Here is a 22969-nt window from a genome sequence, read left to right as displayed (position 1 = left end):
CCATTAAAAGCCAAGTTTGCTAATAGTTTTTGTTAAAAGATGATTAATTATAAGTACAAAATGAAAAGTTAGGAGGGATTTACCCAGGATTCCGATAAACTAGTCAGCATGATGAATAAGCTATCCGCATAAGATTATATTAACCACGCCCTAGATGGAGGGAACAGAATGGATATACTAAACAAGGTGAAAAGCCACCGTGAAGAAGAAAAAAGGCTAAATTGGGAAGGAACATTTGCTGAGTACCTGGATATTGTAAAACAAAGGCCAGAAGTTGCCCAAACGGCTCATTCACGCGTTTATAATATGATTAAAAGTTCCGGTCTATCTGAAAAAGATGGAAAGAGGATGTATGACTTTTTTGGTAAAGAGATATTTGGTCTTGAAGATTCGATTGAAAGACTAGTAGAAGAATACTTTCATCCTGCAGCAAAGCGACTTGATGTAAGAAAGCGAATATTATTGCTAATGGGTCCTGTTAGTGGTGGTAAGTCAACAATAGTGACAATGCTAAAGCGTGGTCTCGAAAGTTATTCCAAAACGGATGCAGGTGCGGTTTATGCTATTAAAGGCTGTCCGATGCATGAGGATCCACTTCATCTTATTCCAAAGCATTTGCGTGAGGATTTTTCAAACGAATATGGCATTCGTATCGAAGGCAGCTTGTCCCCATTAAACGCGATGCGACTTGAAAAGGAATATGATGGACGTATTGAGGATGTAATGGTTGAACGGATTATTCTTTCAGAGGATAAACGTGTAGGGATTGGAACGTTCAGTCCGTCTGACCCCAAGTCACAGGACATTGCTGACTTAACAGGAAGTATTGACTTTTCAACGATTGCTGAATTTGGTTCCGAATCAGATCCCAGGGCATATCGATTTGATGGTGAGTTGAATAAAGCAAACCGTGGGATGATGGAATTCCAGGAAATGCTGAAATGCGATGAGAAGTTTCTCTGGCACTTGCTATCACTGACTCAAGAGGGCAATTTCAAGGCAGGAAGGTTTGCCTTGATTTCGGCGGATGAACTTATTGTAGCGCACACGAATGAGGCAGAATATCGCTCCTTTATTTCTAATAAAAAAAATGAGGCCCTTCATTCAAGAATTATTGTAATGCCTGTTCCATATAACTTAAGAGTGAGTCAGGAAGAACGTATCTATAAAAAAATGATAAATGAAAGTGATATGGCACATGTCCATATTGCCCCACATGCACTGAGGGTTGCCGCTATTTTTTCTATTTTGACGAGACTAAGCGATTCCAACAAGCAAGGGATAGACCTTGTCAAAAAAATGCGCTTATATGATGGTGATAGTGTCGAAGGGTTTAACCAAATCGATATTGATGAACTAATGAATGAATTTCCGAACGAGGGTATGAATGGAATTGATCCGCGTTATGTGATTAACAGGATTTCATCGACAATTATACGTAAAGATGTTCCTGCAATTAATGCCCTTGATGTTTTACGATCTTTGAAAGAAGGATTGGATCAACACCCATCCATATCAGAGGAAGATCGAGAGAATTATATGAATTATATATCTGTTGCACGAAAAGAATACGATGAAATTGCCAAAAAAGAAGTTCAAAAAGCTTTTGTTTATTCCTATGAAGAATCAGCTAAAACACTAATGAATAATTATCTTGATAATGTTGAAGCATTTTGTAATAAAAATAAATTGCAGGATCCATTAACCGGTGAGGAAATGCAGCCAGATGAAAAACTGATGCGTTCTATCGAAGAACAAATTGGTATTTCAGAAAATGCGAAAAAGGCATTCAGAGAAGAGATTCTCATACGCATTTCTGCTTACGCAAGAAAAGGAAAACGCTTTGACTATAATTCGCATGACCGTCTGCGGGAAGCGATTCAGAAGAAATTGTTTGCCGACTTAAAAGATGTTGTTAAAATAACTACTTCTTCAAAGACACCGGATGAATCACAACTTAAGAAGATAAATGAAGTGGTTGCAAGGCTAATCGATGAGTATGGCTATAACTCCATTTCAGCAAATGAGTTATTGCGTTATGTAGGAAGCTTACTCAACCGTTAAATCGAATTGTTGGAAATAACAAGACTAATTGTTCACGAGGTCTTGTTATTTTTTTACCATTTTAGAAGCAAAGAACTGCATAAGTGTAATTAAGCGAAATAAACAAATGCAAATCAACACCTTAATATGTGTCAATATTTGTCTGTAATTGCATAGAATAAAGAAAACTAATAGCAGGAGGGGATTGATATGAAGGAAGATAAGGAAAGTTTTGCGGTCTCCAAGGAAGATTGGTCCCTCCATCGTAAAGGTTATCAAGATCAACAGCGTCATAATGATAAAGTAAAGGATGCCATCAGGAATAACTTATCGGATTTAGTAAGTGAAGAAAATATTGTGATGTCTAATGGTCGCGATATTATTAAGATCCCGATTCGTTCTTTAGATGAATATAAAATCCGTTACAATCATGATAAAACTAAACATGTGGGTCAAGGGGATGGAGATAGCGAAGTAGGCGATATCATTGCTCGTGATCCGAGTGGAGAGAATGGTGATGGGAACGGGAAACAGGCGGGCGACCAGGCTGGAAAAGATTATTATGAGAAAGAAGTTTCACTAGCAGAATTAGAGGAGGTTCTATTTAAAGAATTGGAGTTACCTAACCTGCAGCAAAAAGAACAAGCTGAAATTAAGACAGAGAAAGTCGAATTTAATGATGTCCGTAAGAAAGGACTTATGGGTAATATTGATAAGAAGCGGACAATATTAACGGCAATTAAAAGGAATGCAACAGAAGGAAGACCCGGAATTGAACCTATCAGTAATGATGACTTACGATTCAAGACGTGGAATGACGTTGTTAAGCCAGAATCAAAAGCAGTTGTTCTAGCGATGATGGATACGAGTGCATCGATGGGTAAGTTGGAAAAATATCTGGCCAGGAGCTTCTTTTTCTGGATGACAAAATTCCTTCGCTCCAAATATGAAACTGTAGATATCGCGTTTATTGCCCACCACACAGAAGCAAAAGTTGTAACAGAAGAGGCATTTTTTTCAAAAGGTGAAAGTGGCGGTACAATATGTTCTTCTGCCTATAACCAAGCATTGAATTTAATTGATGATAAATATAATCCGAATCGTTATAATATCTATCCATTTCACTTCTCGGATGGTGAAAATATAACGTCAGATAATCCGAGATGTATTAAATTAGTGAATGAGATCATGGATGTTTCGAATATGTTTGGTTATGCGGAAGTAAACATGTATAACCGTCAGTCAACACTAATGAGAGCCTACAGCGGTTTTGATAATCCAAAATTCCGCCATTACATCCTCAAAGGAAAACAGGACGTCTACCACGCACTAAAAGAATTCTTCCAAAAACAAGAAGTAAACGCATAAAAAAGAACCCGGGGAGTACGCACTTCCCGGTTTTTCCTTTTGTTGGTGCCTTTTTTTCGTGCCTGTTTTTCTGCTGGTGCCTGTCACTCCCCGTTATTTGTCGAATACTATTTCTTATGCAGTTCAATTTTATAAACTCCTCTAGATGTGCTCAGTAAGAAACTCGATCCGTCAAATTCATATAATGAGGAGTCTTCCAGTGGTATTTCATAAATTTCTGAAGGCAAAGGCTGGTGTTCCTTGGAATCGGTATTAACATTACCTGTGCCATTAAATTGCAATGCATGCATCGGTTCATAGTCATCAATTCTTCTCGTGTTAGTAGAATAAGAAATATTTTGCAGCTGTATTAATGTTTCGTCTACATCGTCAAGTTCAATTTTTGAAATTTTAATTGTTTGTCCATTCCAATTATTTAATAACTCGTTAAATTCCTCAATCGATAAAAAATGCTGATCCATGGTAATCCCTCCTAGACTTTATATTTTCCATGATTGAATTAATCATTCAAGAAAGGAAATATCTTTTCATAGGCAGATGTGTGCTCCGAACCTCCAGCTGTCTAAATGAATAATCTATAGGCAGAAGGATGAAGATTCGTTACTAAATAATTCAGGAGTGAATATTATGCAACTTTTTTACACGGTCCGTCCTGGCGACACATTGTATCAAATTGCAATTCGCTGGGGGTTACCAGTTGATTCTCTAATCGCTGCGAACAATATACAGTCCCCTTACACGATATTTATTGGGCAACAGCTTTCTGTACCACCAGGTGTTGATATGATACGCGTTAGGGCAGGAGATACCGTTTATAATCTCTCGCAAATTTTCAAAGTTCCACAATCTGTCATTATCGAAGCGAATGGACTTGAGCCTCCTTATATTATTCAGGAAGGACAGCTATTGAAAGTACCGCCCGGCGTACCTTACTATATTGTTCAGCCTGGAGATACGCTGTTTCAGATTGGCAGAAGATTCAACGTTACTACAGGTGGACTTGTTAATACAGAGTTGATCAGAAATGTGAACCGTTTACCAACTAATGTTATTTTTCCTGGGATGAGATTAATCATTCCTTATGCACCACCTGGGACGAGCGGGGCAATTGCTTATACAGCAAACACCGGAGATGGGTTCGATATTTGGTTATATGACCTTACAAACGGTGTTACTTCACGGCTTACAACAGGTTTAGGTGAATCCTTTTCTACACCTTTTTGGTCCCCAAATAGCAGCAAGATAGCTTTTGTTGGAAAAAACGCAATCCTCTATGTCGTTGATGTAGAAGAAGGAACTGTTGCACGTATTGATCAATTTGATGAAGGGTTTGGCATTTTTGTAAGCTGGTCGCCAGATAGTCTGAAGCTAGCTTACACAAAACAAGATGAAATTATTTTGTACAATGTTAATACACACGAAGCACAGCGAATAAGTCAGCCTGATGCGACAGATGTACAATGGTTTCCAAATGGTTCGGAACTTCTTTTTCAGGCACCTGATGAATCAGGGGTAAGCCAGCTTTACCGTATCAGGCAGGATGGATCTGATAAGCGACAAATCACGCAAAACACAGGTGGAAGGCATAATAATGTACGTCTTTCTCCAGATGGTCTGTATGTGTTATATACAACTCCTGGCGCTAGCATTTCGCTGATATTTATCATACAAATTGCAACAGGCAGCCTCTTTGAGGTAGTGGGTGGTCCACTTGCAAAAAATTATTTCCCTGAGTGGTCACCTGATTCAAGAACGATTCTTTATAGTGCTACTGCGTTTGAAGACAGGGGGTATTTTTCATTAATTCGAACTGCTGGTAATCAAGGGCAGAATGATCGTACAAGAGCAATCTCTAATTGTTTTGCTACACCTGTGACATGGTCAAGTGATGGTAGAAGAATCGCCTATTTATCAGGCTGTAACGAGCAGGAATTTGCCAACGAAATGTGGATGATGGATTTAACAGATCCAGTACCGATACGGTTGATATCGGGTGTGTCGATTATGGCATTACAGTGGTCACCAACACCTAGATCCTCATTGAAAAAAACGTATACTAACGCTGAATATAACGTTCAGTTTCAATATCCGGCAAATTGGCAAAGTGTAACAGCAGAAAGATATGAGGGGCCAGATGGATTTTTTCAGATTTCGGCAATATCCTCAGATAGTCCGCTCAATCAGGTTTGCCAAAACGAAGCATTCCACCAGCTAATGCCTTATGGATCTGCCCCACGGATTGTTAACACGCAGATTCAGTCTCAAGAGGCGTGCTTTATTTTCCCATCTGCCGACCAGCCACCTGACATGGAGAATCAGGCAGCCTTAATTGTCCGATATCCGAATCCTGTTCAAATAGGTGGAGACACGTACAATTACTTTATTTTATGGGCAGATGAAAACCATATAAATGAAATTAGTGCATCACTTTCTTTTATTCAATAGTTCATTATTCCCTCCTATCGTCATAAACTATAGAAAGCACACCTGGAGGGATTATTTTGACAGAAACAAAGGCACTTAATCGCGCGATAGATGAAATCACGGAAATCGCGACTGAATTTGGTCTTGATTTTTATCCGATGCGTTATGAAATTTGTCCTGCTGATATAATTTATACATTTGGTGCATATGGCATGCCAACACGGTATAGCCATTGGAGTTTCGGAAAACAGTTTCACAAAATGAAGCTGCATTATGATCTTGGTCTGAGCCAGATTTATGAACTTGTTATTAATTCTAATCCCTGCTATGCATTTTTACTCGATACAAACAGTCTCATTCAAAATAAGCTCATAATTGCCCATGTACTCGCTCATTGCGATTTCTTCAAAAATAATGCCCGATTCGCAAATACAAGACGTGACATGGTCGAGAGTATGACTGCGACCGCCGAGCGAATTGCTAACTACGAAATGATATATGGAAAAGATGAAGTCGAGCAATTTCTGGATGCTGTCTTATCGATTCAGGAGCATATTGACCCATCTATAATACGACATAAGCTCCCAGCACAGAGTGAAGAGGAAGAAGAGACAACGCCAAAGGTTAGAACAGCCTATGATGATTTATGGAACTTGGATCAAAGTGAAGCAGATAAACAACCAAGTCCAAGGAATAAACGAAAAAAGTTCCCCCCAAATCCGGAAAAAGATATATTGCTATTTATCGAGGAGTACAGTCGTGAACTTGAAGACTGGCAACGCGACATATTAACAATGATGCGGGAGGAAATGCAGTATTTCTGGCCACAGCTCGAGACAAAAATCATGAACGAAGGCTGGGCTTCCTACTGGCACCAACGAATCTTACGGGAGATGGATTTAACAACTGATGAAGTAGTGGAGTTTGCCAAGTTGAATGCTGGAGTTGTGCAGCCTTCCAAACAACAGATCAATCCATACTATCTAGGATTAAAAATGTTTGAAAATATTGAGGAACGCTACAATAACCCGACAGAAGAAATGAGGAAGTTAGGGGTTGAGCCTAAATCAGGCAGAGAAAAGATGTTTGAAGTACGTGAAGTTGAATCTGATATTTCCTTTATTCGAAACTATTTAACAAAAGAAATAGTGCAAGAAGAAGATATGTATTTGTTTGAAAAGCAAGGAAGAGACTACCGGATTACCGAAAAGGATTATGAGAAAGTCAGAGATCAGCTTATCTCGATGAGGATCAACGGCGGCTTCCCGTATATACAGGTTGAAAACGGAGATTACTTGCGAAATGGTGAACTTTATCTAGTCCACGGCTACGAGGGAATAGAGCTTGATCTAAAGTATTTGGAAAATGTAATACCATACATCTACCAGCTATGGGGTCGTGATGTGCATATGGAAACCTATGTGGAGGAAAAACAGGTTGTATTTTCGTATGATGGGAATAAGATGCACAGGCGATTTGTGTGAAGCTAAAGCAGGAGGTATGTTTAATATATCTCCTGCTTTTAAAAATAAGTACATCCGCAAGCTCCACACTGACATGTTAACCAAAAACAATTAAAGCATGGATTATTACTGTAAGTGTTCACAGAATTCCCGCATCTAAAGCAATGGTTAGAGTAGTTGTTTACGGGCTTGCCCCTTTCTTTTTGGTTGTTAATGAATACCCCTACAAAAATTGCCTTTCCGGTGTTAATATCATACTCAACACCTTTTCCATGCCTTTTGAAATGCTTGAATTCACCTGAATAGGATATGTTGTATTCATTATTTAACAAGGAATATTCATCACCATCAACTAGTTCACCTGAGTTAAAGTTACCATCAAACAATTTTGATTTAATATAAAGCTCACCATTGCCGTGTCTCTTGCCTTTTTCATAGTATCCTTCATAAACTAACTCACTGTTGATATCGTCATAAACTCTGAAAAACCCATTTCTAATATTATCTTCAAAGTTGCCATGATAATCAAATCTACCTACTTTTTCTTTACCCTTTCCATGTCTTTTATTATTTAAAAAGTTCCCCTTGTAAATCCTTTTTTTAGTCTTTCTATTATACTCTACACCTCGTCCATGTTTAGTTCCATTTTTGAAATGTCCTTTATAAACTACATCCTCACCAATTTCCATTCCTTTTCCGTGTCTACGGTTATTGACAAACTCCCCCTCATAAACCTTCTTTCGTGTTAATGAATCAAACTCCTTATCATTCTTTCTATACGTGCCCATAGATTAAGTACCACCAATCATTTTTGTAGAATATTGTGCAAATCAAATAAACAAAAACGCAATATCCGTAAAATTCAGAATAATACTAATTAACTTTTCTTACAACTGATAAGTATAATTAACTTTGTATAGCGAAAGGATCAGATATTATAAGATTGAATTTTAAAATTGCTTAGAAAAAATAATAACACCTGAGCGGGATAAGCTGTTTCTTCTCGTTTAGGTGTTTTTTAATTTAATTTTGCCTTATTCAATTAGAGACAATTGTTCTTGTTTATTAATTAGTATAATTGGTTCATCTACAAAATTTCTAACAAAACTATAAAATCCAGAATTAATTTTAATTCCACGATACCATAATTCAGTGAATGGAACTTTAGAGACATATTTGTGGACAAACTTATATTTCCCATGTTTTAAGTAGTGTAAAATAATTAATATCTATAATAAGAACTTTAGTGTTAAAAATATTTCAATTTATCACCGCAATTTTAATCTAGAAATTAAATTTAACCTTTATACACCAGGTATTGATTTTTCTGATAAATGTATACATTAATAACAAAAAAGGGCTATAATTAAATTTATCGATTTTTAAGAATATAGATTAGATTGTTAGGGGATGAGGTAATGAATTATAAAAAAGAATCTACTGATTATATGAGTGACTATTTGAATTCGAAGTATGAAGAATATTCTAATGATATTTTATCAGAAGGTTTGAAGAAAGACGCAACATTTGGGGGGGATTTCTTAAATATAAATTTCACTACTTTATTAGACAAAATAATTTTTGTGCTATTTTATGAATTTGATAAATATGACCAGGTATTAAAGGAAATTTATAGTAAGATTTATAAGAAACTTGAAATGTTTGAAGAAAGTGAAGTTGATTTTTTATATGCAAAATGTGTAGAGGAAATTTATAATAATAACATTGATCATTGGAATGTTGAAGGAAGTTATAGTAATGATAAAAATCCACATATTGCTAATGAGTTTGTTAGAAAAATAAACCAAAATATAGTAGATAATATATCAGAATATTCTGGTTTGGAATTAAACCCACTTCTAAAGGAAATACAATATGATATTGAAAACTTTTCATTTAATGGTCCTTCCGAAAGTGACGATTACAATATAAATAATTATTGGGAAGAGTTTTGTTTTCAAATGCAATATGGGGAAGGTATGTTACTAGATACTATATTGGGAGATATTGAGAGTCATTTGTACTCCAAGTTAGCAAATGCTCCAATTAAAGACATTATATTATTATATATTACAACTGATGAATTTAATTATGAAAATTACCATATGGAAAATAATATTCCGCTACCACCGAGAGACGACATGCTTGATGAAGTTGTATGTAAATTATTAGATGAAATTAAGGATATTGCAGCTAATACCTTTATTCCTGATTTCTCGTCTGGAGAAGATTGGGAGGATGAATAATCTAAGTAGATTTTATGCTACTTAATAACTAGGGATAAAAAATATGAGGAGGGTAATATTGTGGAAAAGAATAAAGTTGTTGAATATATGAAACAAATGGGTATTAAGAATCCAGAGAAACCCTCAGAAAAGGAAATTCAGAAGTTATTAGGAATGATGCTTAAGAGTAAGGATGATGTGGAAATAGAGTTTTTTAAAAGTTATTTTACGTCCATGTCATCTGTAGGATCAGCAGTAATAAAAGGGTTAAAAGGTTTGGCTGATGCACATGTTAGTAAGGAGTATATTGATTCCGTTAATAAGGTTATTAATCAATTGAATAAGGATTATGAAAATGCTAAAAGTGAAGAAGAAAAGGAAAAAGTTTATTATCGAATCATACAGCAGTTGGATCGAATAAAACAAGAATCGAAGGATCATAGAGATTTTCTTAAACAGTTAGGTTTATACGCGTCAGGAACAGCAGTTTTAATTGCTGGAATTGCTGTTGCGGTACGTAAACCCGAGGTTGGACGAGAAATGGTAAGAAAGGGAATAGAAGTTTTTAAAGGGTAATAAATTAAAACACCTCTGCGATACGAAGGCTGGGCTTCGTATTGGCACCAGCGGATATTGCGGGAGATGGATTTAACAACTGGTGAGGTCATCGAATTTGCACAATTAAATGCAAATGTTGTGCAGCCTTCCAAACAGCAGATTAACCCGTATTATCTTGGCTTGAAAATATTTGAGGATATTGAGGAGCGCTATAACAATCCAACGGAAGAAATGATCAGGCTAGGGGTTGAGCCTAATTTAGGCAGAGAGAAAATGTTTGAAGTACGCGAGATAGAATCAGATATATCTTTTATTCGGAATTATTTGACGAAAGAATTGGTTCAACAGGAAGATATGTATTTGTTCGAAAAGAAGGGCAGAGATTATCTTATTACCAATAAGGATTACGAAAACGTAAGAGACCAGCTTATTTCAATGAGGGTCAATGGAGGATTCCCGTATATAAGTGTAGAAAACGGCGATTATTTACGAAACGGAGAACTCTATCTGGTCCATGGCTTCGAAGGAATTGAGCTTGATCTGAAGTATTTGGAAAATGTGCTTCCGTATATTTATCAGTTATGGGGGCGAGACGTTCATATAGTAACCAATGTAGAGGAAAAGCAGGCTGTTTTTTCTTATGATGGGAATAGGATGCACCGGCGGTTTTTATAGGATAAAGCAGGAGATATCATATCTTCTGCCTTTTTATATGTTAAATAAAATAACCATTCAGCTAGTTTACCACCATTTTATTGTAAAGAGTTTGAGCAAAAACATTATCCTTTGCAGTTTCCCATGTCATCGATGAAAAATCATTTTCTCATATGTATTCTAAACTGTTTTTAAATAACTTATCTCCAATTTTTTCCATCTTGCATTAGGAACTACAAATAAATCATTTAAAATTGCTTGTCTCCTCACGCTTAGTGTACTGAAAGTGAAATGCAACGTATGAAAACCTAATTGTGCCCCCATCAAATGAATGAAAATATAAACTGTCTAGATAAAACTAAACTGATTCATTAACATAAAAAGCTAATAGAAAGGCACTCGTGAAAAATTTAAAACACAAGTGCTTAAGACTTTTTACTTTTTAATTATATCCTTTCGTTCTTCCATCTGCGGTGGTTCTTCCATCCATTCGTTCCTAATCATTATTTTTGCACCTTCATGGGCATATTCGAAAATATCTTTCGTGAAAATTGACATTTTTGCTGCCAAGTCGTTCCGTAAACTAAAAGCACTTCCTACTGCATTTCCTCCCATAGAAAAACTGCAAAACAAACTGGTACAATACATCATAACCTTATCGGAAAACGGAGCAACTGTTGATCGTGTCGCATGCCCGCCCGAAGTAACAGGTATTTGAATACCATCTTCGAGGAATGTTTCACTCATCTCTTTAATAACACTTTTGGAGAGTTCTGCTCCTTTTGAAAAGAAATTCTGTACTTCGGAATTATTGGCACACTGGGCAAAACCAGTAATCATTTGTAGCCCCGTAACATTTGCTTCAATACCATGATAAACATAAGCAACCTCTATCGTATTTAATGTTCGTTTTTTACCAAGTTTGGTAAGTGGATTAAGTCCACCCAAATAACTTTTATCTTTAACAAACTCAACGGAATCAGGCATTGAAACATAAGGAGATCGAGCAATCAGCCCTTTTTCAATCAAATATTGTGTACAAGAATTGTAAGTTGCTTGAGTAATTGAGGTAAGGTCCTTTAAGATCAATACAATATCTTCACGGTACGCCATGTTTATATTTAGCGTATGTAATCCCATACTTATTTCTTTTAGTAACCGGACGAACATGATATCAAAACCATTGTCATACAGCTTTGGAACATCTTTATTGACATCTTTAGAAGTGTATCCAATTGGGATTGCAGCTCCCTCACTTTTAAAAATATCTGTTATTTTATCAACGTAATTATCCAATTCACTATATAAATCATCCATTATTTTTTTAGCTTTATCATCGTCGGCTTTTTCAATAAAGTATTCTAACATTCGCAGAATCATCGTTTTTTCTTGGTATGTAAGCCATAGGATACCAAGTTCGGATGACGTTATGGCAGGTTTCTCAGGCATATTGCATTCCTCCTATATTTTGTCTTCTTTTATTTTGCCCTAAAAATCAAGAGTTATTTTTCCTTTAGCTAGAATATTTCAATGCTGTATTAAGGAGAATAAACTTACCTGAAAAATTCGATGAAGAGAATTGTAGGTTGTTGGGGGTGGTTGGAATAATAACCCATAATTACAAATTATTAAAAAGGAAAGTGATTGAAGTGGAAACTAATGATAACAAAAGATGAGCTGGAAAAAATCCTTTGGAGTATAGCTTTACCTGGGTTTGCCCAAATTCTGAACGGGAAGCTTTTCAAGGGATTACTTTTCATTGGATTAGAAATATTGATTAATGTCCAATCCAACTTTAATGATGTAATTATTCTGAGTTTTCATGGTGAAATTGAAAAAGCCATTGAACAAACGAATTATCAATGGTTGATGTTTTATCCTTGTCTTTATTTTTTTGCGATTTGGGATGCTTACAGTGATGCAAACGGTAAAAAAGCACCCTTAGCGTTTCTTCCGTTTGTGTTTTCCGCTTATTTCGTTACAAGTGGTCTCATTTATTCGGCAACGTTTAAAGTAAACGGAATATTACTCGGACCAATTTGGTTACCTATGTTGTCATTACCCATCGGAATACTGATTGGAATTTTTTTGAGGTATATGCTTTTACAATTTATATTTAGTGCCGGGAAACCTTAGATACACTAGCTTAAAGAAGTTTATGAAGCCTTCATAACAAAACACGCCAATGGTGGAATACTCCTTACGAGGTTGGGAAACATACTTGTAAAATCTATATTTGTAATGGAGGGGAAAAATGTGAAAGCTCCCAAAACCAGCCATAAAAATGAACTTACATCAGCAGAAATCGCAAACCTTTGGTCATCATATCAGAATGATACGTTATCAATTTGTACCATAGGGACTTTTTTGTCTCATGTTGAAGATAAAGAAATCTGTTCTGTTCTTGAACTTGCAATGAAGCAAGCCCAGGCACATGTTAAAAAATTAAAATCATTTTTCACGGAAGAACAACTTCCCATTCCTGATGGTTTTTCAGAGGAAGTAGATGTTCATAAAGAAGCCCCACGTTTGTACACGGATGATTTTTACCTATTCTACATTCAAAATATTGGAAAAATCGGTTTGGAAACTAACTCATTGGCTTTGTCAAATTCCGCTCGTTTGGATATGTGTGAATACTTTACCGAATGCTTACATGAGTCGACAAAAGTGCTTAACAAAGCAACAGAAGTCATGTTGTCCAAAGGAACATTCATCAGAGCACCTTATATTCCAGCACCTAAAAAGGTGGAATATGTCCAAAAAGAACGTTATCTTGCAGGATGGTTTGGTAACCGCAGACCCTTAAATGCTATTGAAATGTCAAATATTTATTTTAATTTGATACAAAATCAGTTAGGTCGAACCCTAATTATGGGATTTAGTCAAGTGGCAAAGTCCCAACAAGTTCGTGATTACATGGTAAGAGGAAGAGATATTGCAGATAAACATGTTGAAACTTTTGGTTCTGTATTAAGCAAAGACTTTCTTCCATCGGCAAGCTCATGGAGTATTTTACCTACGGACTCCAGTGTTGCCCCTTTTTCAGATAAACTGATGATGTTCCATGTTACTGCTTTAAATTCTGCTAGTATTGGACATTATGGACAAAGCATGGGAACGAGTCCGAGACATGACCTGGGAGCACATTACGTTCGACTAACTGCAGAAGTTGCGAAGTACGCAAATGATGGAGCAAATATTATGATCGAAAACGGTTGGATGGAACAACCACCACAAGGACCCGACCGTGATGAGATAGCTAGAACTAATAAGTAATTATTAAATTACTGCTGAGTAGATTTTTGAATAATATCTTAGTACATTTATAAGAAAACTTTTTTATAAATATAAGAGCCTAGTTATGTCCCAGCCTCTTCCTCGGCTTAGCCGAGGAAGGTCGATGCCAATTGTACCAGATTTGTAAGCAAGCCACGGGGAACCTTGATCTCGATTGAGATTATTCCAATCTGTTTAGCTTAACAATAAAATCTGGCAGCTTCTTGTTTGGCTTGGCATACAGGATTTCGTAAATAACACCTCTGCAATACGAAGGCTGGGCTTCCTACTGGCATCAACGAATCTTACGAGAAATGGATCTAACAACTGATGAAGTAGTGGAGTTTGCTAAATTGAATGCCGGGGTTGTGCAGCCTTCCAGACAACAGATCAATCCATACTATCTAGGATTAAAAATGTTTGAAAATATTGAGGAACGATACAATAACCCGACAGAAGAAATGAGAAAGTTAGAGATCAGCTTATCTCGATGAGGATCAACGGCGGCTTTCCGTATATACAGGTTGAAAACGGAGATTACTTGCGAAATGGTGAGCTTTATCTAGTCCACGGCTACGAGGGAATAGAGCTTGATCTAAAGTATTTGGAAAATGTAATACCATACATCTACCAGCTATGGGGTCGTGATGTGCATATGGAAACCTATGTCGAGGAAAAACAGGTTGTATTTTCGTATGATGGGAATAAGATGCACAGGCGATTTGTGTGAAATAAAAGCCGGAGATATCATATCTCCGGCTTCTTCAATTAAAATGTGTTTGGTCCTACAAAAAGGGTAAATGAGTATCATAGTGTTTCTAAAACGTAATAAATTGTAAAACATACCCACCTGCTACACCTAAAATAACAATTAACCAAGCTGGTACTTTCCATATATTTAATAAACCAAATAAGATGACACCTAAAGCAAAATCAGTTGTACTAAAAATAGAGCTATTAATCACTGGGTCATAAAATGCAGCTAATAATATACCTACGACACTAGCATTTACTCCCATTAAGACGCCTTGAAAAGTTGCTCTCTGACGTAATTCGTTTAGAAATGGTAAAGCTGCAACAATGAGTAAAAAGGAAGGAAGGAATATTCCGATCGTAGCTACAATCGCTCCAGTTATGCCTTCCATCATCGTTCCAAGGTAACTAGAGAAAGTAAATAATGGTCCTGGAACAGCTTGTGCCATTCCATATCCAGCTAAGAATTCATTAGCTGTTAACAAACCTTGGGGAACTACTTCTCGCTCAATCATTGGTAATACCACATGCCCGCCACCAAATACTAGCGAGCCAACTCTATAAAAGATATCAAAAATATTTAGTAAGGGATTATCCAATACTTTATTTAATAACGGAAGTAAAATAAGTGAACTTATAAAAATTCCTAAAGAAGTCAAACCAAGTTTCTTGGAAATATTAATGGAGAATGGCTGTACTTTTGACTCGGCTTTATCTTTAAATAATTTTAACCCTAGTAAGCCAGCCCCTAAAATAATTAAAATCTGCATCCATGCGGATGGATATAATAACATTATAGCAGCAGCCACAATTGCTATTGCTAACCGAGGCTTATCAGGTGTCAGCTTTTTCCCTAACCCGATCAACGCATGTAGGACAACAGCTGCAGCAACAATCTTTAAGCTGTGTATGAAACCTGCATCTTCTAATGAGAATGTCTGATACATCATCGCAAATACAATCAACACAATAATCGATGGGACTGTGAAACCGAACCACGAGACAAGTCCTCCAAGCAGACCCCCACGCATCATACCGATTGATATCCCTACCTGACTACTAGCTGGACCGGGTAAAAATTGACACAATGCAATGATATCCGCATATGTTTTATCATCAAGCCATTTGCGGCGATCAATATATTCATCTTTAAAGTATGCCAGATGGGCAACAGGTCCCCCAAATGATGTCAATCCTAATTTTGTAGAGGCAACTAATATTTCAATGAGCGTTTGTATTTTACTTTTTAATTTTGACATTGTTGTTAACCTCCTCCTTCTATTTTATTTCTTTAAATAACTCATAAGCTTTCTTTCTTGCCTCTGTAAGAACTTCGCTCCCTTTGTTGGTAATCGTGTAGTATTTTCTTATCTTCCCCTCAACGTTTCTCTCTTCCTTCTGCAACAGTCCATCAGCCTCCATGGAATGTAATATCGGATAAAGTGTACCTGAGCTAATGTTATAACCGTGTTCTTGCAGTTCATCGACCATCCAAACACCATAAATGGGGTGTTCCTTTGCGTGGTGCAAAATATGAATGTGTATAAACCCAAGAAACAGCTTACGCAATACTTTATCTTCCAATCAATCACCTCCAATTGATTAAAGTCAATTCATAATATCGAAGTTCGATATCGGAAGTATATATTATATCTTGTGCCCATTTCAAGAACATGATTAAAAACTTTACAGTATTTTTACATAACCAGGTTGAGTTTTTATATGATGGGAAAAAGATGCATAGCATTCTTATAAAATAAAACCGGAGATATGATTGAATATCTCCGGCATCATCAACTTATCAACATAGGTGTAATGTTACGTCTCTTCTTTTTTCTATTTGCAGTTAATTAAAAAGTTTCTATCTTCAGGAAAACTTAAACTAAGCTCCTTTAATTGTTCTATGTTTTTCCAAGCAATATCATATATTAAATTATCAGGATCTTGAATTTTTCTGTCCCCACCAATAATCTTTACAAAGAAATAGTGAACCTCGAAAGAAATATTGATTTTCTCATAAATACCCTTTTTCACCTTTATTTCATCAACCACTTCTGCAACATACCCTGTTTCTTCCTTGATTTCCCTAACACAACATTCTTCAAAAGATTCATTTTCTTCTAGTCCGCCTGATGGTACAGACCAAGTTTTATCCTCTTCAGGCTTTCCTTGTAATACCATAAGTAATTCACCGTTTTCATTGATGCATACACCTGACGAACCAAACCATTTTCTCACTCAAATTCACACTCCCTGTTTTTAACTAGGAATAGTTAAGAAAAGTTGCTGATATAATCTTTAATTACAAGGAGGAACATAACGAAAGATACAACAATATAGGAATATCCTGACTTCTTTTGGTTATCCATTACATACTCTAAACCACGTAAAAATATAAATAATGTCAGAAAAAGAATAAATATAATCCAAGAAAATTCATTTCTATCAATCAAAAAATAATAGATGACAACACAAAGAATTGATATTGCCATAATCAAATTTATTCTACGCAACATTTTCATTCCGTTTCTCCTCCTTTGTTTAACTATCCAGCATCTCAATGTTCAACTCTTATACTCGTCAGTTTAAGACTTTCCAATCTTCATAAGTAGTAGCCTCAACACCTAAATTCCTTGTTCTTAGCCAATCAAAAGCTTTTAAGACTAGTGGTGAAGCATTGTCCAATGAGACATCTTTTTCCGATAGCCACATTGTCCCCAGTGAATCTTGTCCATCAAATTGTTCTGGTACACTTAACAATCCATCTACCTTTTTAACAGAGTAATAAACAGCTATATGGTGGATATCAGTAAAGTCTCTCCACAGCCAAGGGAGTTTGAAATCTTTGACACCAATGTTATCTTCAATTTCGATTACAAGGCCTGTTTCTTCAAGGAACTCTCTTTTCATTGCTTCGGACAAAGATTCTCCCTCTTCTAAGCTCCCTCCAGGAAGGTCATATCGGTTTATGTACGGACCGCAATTCTTATTTATTACTAGTAGTTTGCCATCCTTTACATATATTCCATATACACCAAAAGCCCTGTGATATCTCTTTTCAGACACAATAATCCCCCTCATTCTTGTTCAACTGCCCGTTTTAGTTAAGTACATTTACATTACAATTATTCTCGAAAGGTATCAGCCACTAAATTACTAAATTCTCTTAGGTAGTAAAGGTAATTGTCATCACCATAGTTGTATCGCTTGTTATACATTTTAGCTACAACAACATTGTATTCTGGAATCACTAAAAGAGTTGGTCCTGTTATTCCTAATATTTGATAAGAACCCTTAGGGACTCTTTCCCCAATCTCACTGTAAGCGGCAGGATTGCCTTGTACATACCAAAAAAGTCCATTTTGTGGGAGGTTAATGTCTTTGAAGATAGGGCTTTTGAATTTGAGTTGCAGTTTCTATCACTTCTTTTGGAATAATTTGTTTCCCGTTCGCAAAGCCTTTATTTAAATGAAGATTCCCCCATTGTGCAAACTCTGATGCAGTCGTATGAAGGTTTGATTCAGTACCATTATTGGAACTGCCCAACTTATAGGAACCATCTTCATCTGGATTAATAATTTCCGTTACTAAAGCTTTGCTCTCCGTAGTTTGCCAGCCTGTTTTCTTTAAGCCTAAAGGTAAAAAAACTCGCTCATTTAAAAGTTCTGGAAAACGCTTATTAAAAAGTCTATTTACCAGCCAAGTCATCATTAACACATTTATTCCTCTATAAGCCCAGCCATTACCTGGTTCAAACTCTCTAAAAATAGTGCCATCATTTTTTTCGTGTAAACCATGTGAATGAGTTACTAAATGCCGTAATGTGGTTTTTCCAAGTAGTTGTTCATCTATATCTTCAAAATAGTCAATTGCATAATCATCAAGGCTTTTGATTTTTCTTTCATAAAGAGCATAAGCCACTGCTAAGCCAAGATAGCTTTTTCTTGCAGATGCGACGTTAAATAGCGAGGATGAATTGATTGGAGCTGCTTCAGTAGAATTAGAATGATAACCACTATAATGTTCCAATATTACTTTGTTATCTTTCAGTATATATAATGAAGAAGCGCTACTCTTGTTTTTTTCTTTTATAACCTCAACCCAATCAATTAATTTTTCAAGCTTCTTCATTATAATTTCTCCTTTCCTTCACAATCCCGTACTTATTTCAGCAAAAATAATCAGAAAAACTTGTAAAATCATCGAATTCATTTCACAGATTGTGTTATAATACGAACAAACGTTCTTAAAAGGTGGTTTAAGAATGAAGGGATTAATCCAGCGTTCAATTGATACTAAAGAAAAGATCGTTATCTTTTATATTGATTATGAGGACAACGTAACGGAGCGCTATATCCGTGTAATCAATTATAATGATGATAAAATTCTTGCCTACTGTTACTATCGAAAACAAGTGCGTACATTTAAACGTAATAATATTCTTTCCGTTGGGCCAGCTAGAAAACAAATGGAGGCGTAGACGTGGGTGAAAACAGTAAATCCAAATACACAGGGCTTTACTGTCATAACAAATCAGGAAACAACCCAAACCCTCCAGACTGAAATGCAAAGTAACCAACAATAAGCACAAATATTAATTGGAAGATAGTATACAGATAATCATTTTGTCCTTTTTTATACTTCCATTCGATGATTGCGTGAAATACCTCTTGCAAAAATAAAAATACCATCGATACCATAAAGACTGCCAATGAATTATTAATAGGTAAACTTGGAAGGTCATAAAATATAATAGCTGCAACAATAGTCGCAATCACAGTTAGTATTACAATAATCCGATCACCTTTTTTATGTAAATCATTCACATGAGTTTGCGAAAAGAATTTGGTTCGTTTAACTTTAAGTATTTTTCGCATGATTGTATTAAAGATAAATATTATTAGAGATAGCACGACTATTAGCACGATTAACTTCCCAAATATAGGTTCTTGCCCCGGATACATAACGATTCTCCTTTTTAAAACTGCCAACGATATATTTCGATATTTTCATTTGAATTCCTTTATTCAATACGGATTAACAAGCAAAAAGTTTCCATACAATCGCTATTCCACATAGAAAAGACGCATGATCACTCCATGCGTCTGCTTCCTTATACAGAATTGAAATTCACCTTCACCTGTACCAAATCCTGTATTTCATTATTTCTTGGGCTGCGTGTATATACCCAAATCTCCCCGGTGCTTGCGGTTGGCTGCCTGTCAAAAGGTAAAGTACTTTCAAACCTTCCATATGCAGGTGCTCCTTGATCCGCCATTACAGCTCGCTCTTCAGAAACGATTACACCATTACTATCGCGGACTTGATGCAGGACGTTCGCTTCAAAAGCCCGTGCATATCCTGTTACCCGTTGTCCGCTTTGAATGACGGTTCCAGGTAGAGGATCCATCACTGCAATATTTTCTGACGTTTCAAGCGGTATAATCAGCGCATATCCCGGCCAGATGGTGGTTGGTGAGAAACCAGGCCGATTCTGATTAGCACGAATGATGTTGGCTCGTGGAATACCAAATCGTTGTTGCAGTTGATAAATCGTGTCGCCTGGTTCTACAGTGTAAATAAATGCAGGAACAACTAATGGTTGACCAGGATAAATCAAACCGGGATCCTGAATATCTGTGTTGATTCCAGCAATCAGCTCGATAGCTGTTGAGAACCGTAGAGCAATTCGAGTAAGTGAGTCACCAGGCGCCACTACGTAAAATGTGGAGTTGGCATTTGTTGAATTTGAAGGGACGACTAACAACTGTCCGGGAAAAATCATATCAGGTGTGGTTACGGGAGGATAAAGATAATTAGCATCTGCAATTGCCTGTGGCGTACTGCCAAACCGGTCAGCAATGGCATACAATGTGTCGCCTGGCTGTACGTGATAAATAAAGTATGTGCCTGTTGCAATACCCAAACATATCACCTCCTAATGTGATGAAATCTGCTTATATAATACGTAACAAACGGGCGAATGTGTATAGTGTATTTGCAAAGTAAAGGAGCGGGGTTAATAATAATTGGTTCTGTTTTCTATCACATAATTAAGAATTACACTTTAAATTGGTTTTTCCAAACCATTTTTATGTATTATAATCGTTATAACAATTATAACGAGGGTGTGATCTTTTGGAGCCATTCGAAAGAAAAGTTACGAAGGTTGGAAATAGTTTTGGAATCACTCTTCCTAATGAATTACTCAAACAAGTTGGCTTAGCACATGGTGACGATGTTCAAGTTGAAGTAAAAGATGGGGAAATTGTTTTGAGAAAAAAAGAGCAGGTAACACTTCCTAAAGGTGTTGATGCAGAATTCATGGATATTTTAAATGATGTCATTAACGAGCATGACAAAGCGTTTAAAGGATTAGTGAACAGATGATGGATGACGTCATCTATCTCACAACGAACCAAGTGGTTGCTATCCGTTTATACCCCCCTGATGAACCATTGGGTGTAAAAGAACCAAACTTACTTGACTCAGCTATTAATCGTCCAAAACAATCTGTGTTTGGTAGTGACGCTTATCCCTCCATTCATGAAAAAGCTACTGCACTTTTTGACTTCATTGCAAAGAACCATGCTTTTCATAATGCCAATAAACGAACAGCTTTAGCTTCATTAATTGTTTTCTTAAAAATAAACCATTATCAATGGACGATGGGAATTAAAGAACAAGACTTCACAGTTGATGTAGTTAATCATAGATACACATTTGAAGAAATAGTTTCAACAATTAAGAACCATACCGAAAAACCATAAATCCATTCTCATTTAAATTGAGAATGGTTTTTTTTAGCAGTTAAGAAAGCATAAATACTTTCTTACTGCATAAGTGCAACTAAGGCTTATCTATATTAAAGCTTGCACTGCAGAGTAAAAGGGGTTCTAAGAAAGCAAAATACACTTTCATAAGAATCCCTTTAACGAATGCCAAGTTTTCTAATATTTATTTTCAAATGCTTTATTAAACTAACCCTATCCATTAGTCTAAGAAGAGCTACTTATTAAACTATCGCGCCCGATTCTGAAGTGATTTGGATATTTCTCTATTGTTACTTTTCACTAAAGTATGTCGCATAATTGACAAATTTTTCTGCTTCCGAGGAATCGGAAAACGCTCGTTTCGGAATAATAATGTCTTTTCTGGGTTTCTTTTTAGGTACTAAAAAATGAATGAAGTCTTTATTCTCCGTAATCTTTTCTATGTACTTCCATTCTAATGAGAACTCGGAATTCTTATTTTTAATGTTTATTACTCTCGAGGTAATAGTCGCAGTGGAAGGTTGCAAAACATTACTCATATGCCCAATGTTGTTAAGCCAAATAAAGATTAAAAATGAAAACATAATGAGGATTAAAATCCCAACTCTTATCTTGCCAGTTTGGTCCTCGACGAAAAATAAAAAAAACATTACAAAAAAAAGAATAAGAACAGCCACTCGTGATATTTTTTCCGATTGAGTACGAAATACTTTCCTAGCTTCTTTATACTCTTTTTCTGTAAGTGTGTATTCTACTGTATGATGGTCGTTCAAAGTAATTCTACCTCCTTTTAGCTATTATTCATTTCAACTAAATGAGCCAGATTGTTGAACAAAGATTTTCTGTACGCTTCCACTAACCTGCTAGTTAGTTTAAGTGTGAATATTTGTATTTATTTTAACATCAGAATACCTTGTAGAATCAAGCGAAAAAGTAAACTTATTTGTAATTTTGTGTATGGCAATTCACACTACAATTTTAATAGATATTAAGCCGAAAATCCTATTAAACCAACAAAAAAATGACCATCAAAAAAATGATGGCCATTTTACTAACGGGTTCCGTTTAGAGGTGCGCACACTATAATTCACTGTGCGGTTTTATTGATATAACAATAATCTTGGTACATTTAATAGCAAAATTCACACTACTATTCATCTGTATAGTAATAATTATTTCAGGGTATGTGAATCGTTTGTGAAAAAGTTGTGATTTCAATAAAAGTTTTCTGCTATACATTAAAGGAGTCAGAATCTTATGTTAGAATAAAAATAAACATTGTGAAGGATTACACTTAAACTAACGCAGCAGTTTAGTGGAATAAGCATTAGAGTAGGGGATAAAAATTAGCTTAAAAAAATTGCTGTTTCCTATAATAGTTTTGGCTATCGTTATTTCTGTATCAGGGTGCTCTGAATCAGGAACTATT

22 protein-coding genes and 3 pseudogenes are annotated in these 22969 nt (G+C 36.0%); 13 read left to right on the top strand and 12 right to left on the bottom strand.

Annotation, left to right across the window (positions count from 1 at the left end):
* Positions 1–168 precede the first annotated feature (168 nt).
* Positions 169–2064: a PrkA family serine protein kinase gene (locus J2Z82_RS11260; protein ID WP_209480893.1), complete on the top strand. Its 1896-nt coding sequence runs from the start codon at positions 169–171 to the stop codon at positions 2062–2064.
* Positions 2065–2253: 189 nt separating this feature from the next.
* Entirely contained in the window at positions 2254–3411 is a 1158-nt protein-coding gene (gene yhbH / locus J2Z82_RS11255; protein WP_209480892.1) for a sporulation protein YhbH, read from the top strand.
* 107 nt (positions 3412–3518) lie between these two features.
* Here yhbH and ymzB read toward each other — a convergent pair whose 3' ends face one another.
* On the bottom strand, positions 3519–3872 hold the full coding sequence (ymzB, locus tag J2Z82_RS11250; RefSeq protein ID WP_209480891.1) for a protein YmzB: 354 nt from the start codon (positions 3870–3872) through the stop codon (positions 3519–3521).
* A 166-nt stretch (positions 3873–4038) separates the two neighbouring features.
* Between ymzB and J2Z82_RS11245 the strand changes: the two genes are divergently transcribed.
* Both J2Z82_RS11245 and J2Z82_RS11240 read left to right on the top strand, forming a co-directional pair.
* A complete protein-coding gene (locus J2Z82_RS11245; protein WP_209480890.1) occupies positions 4039–5856 on the top strand; it encodes a LysM peptidoglycan-binding domain-containing protein in 1818 nt (605 codons plus the stop codon).
* Positions 5857–5912: 56 nt separating this feature from the next.
* Positions 5913–7319, top strand: coding sequence for a SpoVR family protein (locus tag J2Z82_RS11240; protein ID WP_245251549.1), 1407 nt, complete (start codon positions 5913–5915; stop codon positions 7317–7319).
* Between the two features lie 38 nt (positions 7320–7357).
* Here J2Z82_RS11240 and J2Z82_RS11235 read toward each other — a convergent pair whose 3' ends face one another.
* The gene (locus J2Z82_RS11235; protein ID WP_209480889.1) at positions 7358–8086 is read right to left on the bottom strand and encodes an MORN repeat-containing protein; all 729 of its coding nucleotides are present in this window, start codon (positions 8084–8086) and stop codon (positions 7358–7360) included.
* A gap of 630 nt (positions 8087–8716) precedes the next feature.
* On the opposite strand from J2Z82_RS11235, the gene J2Z82_RS11230 reads away from it, so the two are divergent.
* The 3 genes and pseudogenes from J2Z82_RS11230 to J2Z82_RS11220 all read left to right on the top strand — a co-directional run.
* Positions 8717–9544, top strand: a complete 828-nt coding sequence (locus J2Z82_RS11230; protein ID WP_209480888.1) for a hypothetical protein — start codon at positions 8717–8719, stop codon at positions 9542–9544.
* 60 nt (positions 9545–9604) lie between these two features.
* The gene (locus J2Z82_RS11225; RefSeq protein WP_209480887.1) at positions 9605–10099 is read left to right on the top strand and encodes a hypothetical protein; all 495 of its coding nucleotides are present in this window, start codon (positions 9605–9607) and stop codon (positions 10097–10099) included.
* A gap of 18 nt (positions 10100–10117) precedes the next feature.
* Positions 10118–10756 (top strand): annotated as a pseudogene (locus tag J2Z82_RS11220) (SpoVR family protein); the annotation flags it as partial.
* Between the two features lie 414 nt (positions 10757–11170).
* Here the strand turns inward: J2Z82_RS11220 and J2Z82_RS11215 are convergent.
* Positions 11171–12184 (bottom strand): DUF3231 family protein, encoded by a 1014-nt coding sequence (locus J2Z82_RS11215; RefSeq protein WP_209480885.1) that lies wholly within the window; start codon positions 12182–12184, stop codon positions 11171–11173.
* 210 nt (positions 12185–12394) lie between these two features.
* Here J2Z82_RS11215 and J2Z82_RS11210 point away from each other — a divergent pair, with 210 nt between their 5' ends.
* From J2Z82_RS11210 to J2Z82_RS11200, 3 genes and pseudogenes are all read left to right on the top strand, one after another.
* Positions 12395–12871, top strand: coding sequence for a hypothetical protein (locus tag J2Z82_RS11210; protein WP_209480884.1), 477 nt, complete (start codon positions 12395–12397; stop codon positions 12869–12871).
* Positions 12872–12991: 120 nt separating this feature from the next.
* Complete coding sequence (locus J2Z82_RS11205; protein WP_342453630.1) at positions 12992–14014, top strand: DUF3231 family protein; 1023 nt, start codon at positions 12992–12994, stop codon at positions 14012–14014.
* Positions 14015–14271: 257 nt separating this feature from the next.
* Positions 14272–14744: pseudogene (locus J2Z82_RS11200) on the top strand (SpoVR family protein); the annotation flags it as partial.
* 88 nt (positions 14745–14832) lie between these two features.
* Here the strand turns inward: J2Z82_RS11200 and chrA are convergent.
* From chrA to J2Z82_RS11170, 6 genes and pseudogenes are all read right to left on the bottom strand, one after another.
* On the bottom strand, positions 14833–16026 hold the full coding sequence (gene chrA, locus J2Z82_RS11195) for a chromate efflux transporter (RefSeq protein WP_209480883.1): 1194 nt from the start codon (positions 16024–16026) through the stop codon (positions 14833–14835).
* A 19-nt stretch (positions 16027–16045) separates the two neighbouring features.
* Complete coding sequence (locus J2Z82_RS11190; protein WP_209480882.1) at positions 16046–16351, bottom strand: PadR family transcriptional regulator; 306 nt, start codon at positions 16349–16351, stop codon at positions 16046–16048.
* 252 nt (positions 16352–16603) lie between these two features.
* The gene (locus J2Z82_RS11185) at positions 16604–17005 is read right to left on the bottom strand and encodes an NUDIX hydrolase (RefSeq protein ID WP_209480881.1); all 402 of its coding nucleotides are present in this window, start codon (positions 17003–17005) and stop codon (positions 16604–16606) included.
* A gap of 35 nt (positions 17006–17040) precedes the next feature.
* Positions 17041–17289, bottom strand: a complete 249-nt coding sequence (locus J2Z82_RS11180) for a hypothetical protein (protein ID WP_209480880.1) — start codon at positions 17287–17289, stop codon at positions 17041–17043.
* Between the two features lie 58 nt (positions 17290–17347).
* The gene (locus J2Z82_RS11175) at positions 17348–17833 is read right to left on the bottom strand and encodes an NUDIX hydrolase (RefSeq protein ID WP_342453629.1); all 486 of its coding nucleotides are present in this window, start codon (positions 17831–17833) and stop codon (positions 17348–17350) included.
* Positions 17834–17892: 59 nt separating this feature from the next.
* Positions 17893–18898 (bottom strand): annotated as a pseudogene (locus tag J2Z82_RS11170) (serine hydrolase domain-containing protein).
* A 133-nt stretch (positions 18899–19031) separates the two neighbouring features.
* On the opposite strand from J2Z82_RS11170, the gene J2Z82_RS11165 reads away from it, so the two are divergent.
* Positions 19032–19247 carry a hypothetical protein gene (locus tag J2Z82_RS11165; protein WP_209480878.1) on the top strand — a complete coding sequence of 72 codons (216 nt, stop codon included), beginning with the start codon at positions 19032–19034 and terminating at the stop codon, positions 19245–19247.
* Positions 19248–19290: 43 nt separating this feature from the next.
* On the opposite strand, the gene J2Z82_RS11160 is transcribed toward J2Z82_RS11165, so the two are convergent.
* Together J2Z82_RS11160 and J2Z82_RS11155 are read right to left on the bottom strand one after the other, a co-directional pair.
* On the bottom strand, positions 19291–19731 hold the full coding sequence (locus tag J2Z82_RS11160) for a DUF4181 domain-containing protein (protein WP_209480877.1): 441 nt from the start codon (positions 19729–19731) through the stop codon (positions 19291–19293).
* Between the two features lie 149 nt (positions 19732–19880).
* On the bottom strand, positions 19881–20702 hold the full coding sequence (locus J2Z82_RS11155; protein ID WP_342453628.1) for a LysM peptidoglycan-binding domain-containing protein: 822 nt from the start codon (positions 20700–20702) through the stop codon (positions 19881–19883).
* 203 nt (positions 20703–20905) lie between these two features.
* Between J2Z82_RS11155 and J2Z82_RS11150 the strand changes: the two genes are divergently transcribed.
* Entirely contained in the window at positions 20906–21157 is a 252-nt protein-coding gene (locus J2Z82_RS11150) for an AbrB/MazE/SpoVT family DNA-binding domain-containing protein (RefSeq protein ID WP_209480876.1), read from the top strand.
* On the top strand, positions 21154–21537 hold the full coding sequence (locus tag J2Z82_RS11145) for a type II toxin-antitoxin system death-on-curing family toxin (protein WP_209480875.1): 384 nt from the start codon (positions 21154–21156) through the stop codon (positions 21535–21537). Before J2Z82_RS11150 ends, J2Z82_RS11145 begins: the two co-directional genes overlap by 4 nt.
* Positions 21538–21830: 293 nt before the next feature.
* On the opposite strand, the gene J2Z82_RS11140 is transcribed toward J2Z82_RS11145, so the two are convergent.
* On the bottom strand, positions 21831–22313 hold the full coding sequence (locus J2Z82_RS11140; RefSeq protein ID WP_209480874.1) for a YcxB family protein: 483 nt from the start codon (positions 22311–22313) through the stop codon (positions 21831–21833).
* Positions 22314–22969: the final 656 nt, after the last annotated feature.

The sequence above is a fragment of the Virgibacillus litoralis genome, from assembly GCF_017873675.1.
Lineage (GTDB): Bacteria > Bacillota > Bacilli > Bacillales > Amphibacillaceae > Lentibacillus > Lentibacillus litoralis.
This window is presented reverse-complemented; position numbering and strand designations above follow the sequence as displayed.

What these genes read in the sequence shown, in the direction of transcription:
- J2Z82_RS11260 (WP_209480893.1), top strand. Translation starts at nt 169, where the DNA reads ATGGATATACTAAACAAGGTGAAAAGCCACCGTGAAGAAGAAAAAAGG.
- yhbH (WP_209480892.1), top strand. Translation starts at nt 2,254, where the DNA reads ATGAAGGAAGATAAGGAAAGTTTTGCGGTCTCCAAGGAAGATTGGTCC.
- ymzB (WP_209480891.1), bottom strand. Translation starts at nt 3,872, where the DNA reads ATGGATCAGCATTTTTTATCGATTGAGGAATTTAACGAGTTATTAAAT.
- J2Z82_RS11245 (WP_209480890.1), top strand. Translation starts at nt 4,039, where the DNA reads ATGCAACTTTTTTACACGGTCCGTCCTGGCGACACATTGTATCAAATT.
- J2Z82_RS11235 (WP_209480889.1), bottom strand. Translation starts at nt 8,086, where the DNA reads ATGGGCACGTATAGAAAGAATGATAAGGAGTTTGATTCATTAACACGA.
- J2Z82_RS11230 (WP_209480888.1), top strand. Translation starts at nt 8,717, where the DNA reads ATGAATTATAAAAAAGAATCTACTGATTATATGAGTGACTATTTGAAT.
- J2Z82_RS11215 (WP_209480885.1), bottom strand. Translation starts at nt 12,184, where the DNA reads ATGCCTGAGAAACCTGCCATAACGTCATCCGAACTTGGTATCCTATGG.
- J2Z82_RS11210 (WP_209480884.1), top strand. Translation starts at nt 12,395, where the DNA reads ATGATAACAAAAGATGAGCTGGAAAAAATCCTTTGGAGTATAGCTTTA.
- chrA (WP_209480883.1), bottom strand. Translation starts at nt 16,026, where the DNA reads ATGTCAAAATTAAAAAGTAAAATACAAACGCTCATTGAAATATTAGTT.
- J2Z82_RS11180 (WP_209480880.1), bottom strand. Translation starts at nt 17,289, where the DNA reads ATGAAAATGTTGCGTAGAATAAATTTGATTATGGCAATATCAATTCTT.
- J2Z82_RS11165 (WP_209480878.1), top strand. Translation starts at nt 19,032, where the DNA reads ATGAAGGGATTAATCCAGCGTTCAATTGATACTAAAGAAAAGATCGTT.
- J2Z82_RS11160 (WP_209480877.1), bottom strand. Translation starts at nt 19,731, where the DNA reads ATGTATCCGGGGCAAGAACCTATATTTGGGAAGTTAATCGTGCTAATA.
- J2Z82_RS11145 (WP_209480875.1), top strand. Translation starts at nt 21,154, where the DNA reads ATGATGGATGACGTCATCTATCTCACAACGAACCAAGTGGTTGCTATC.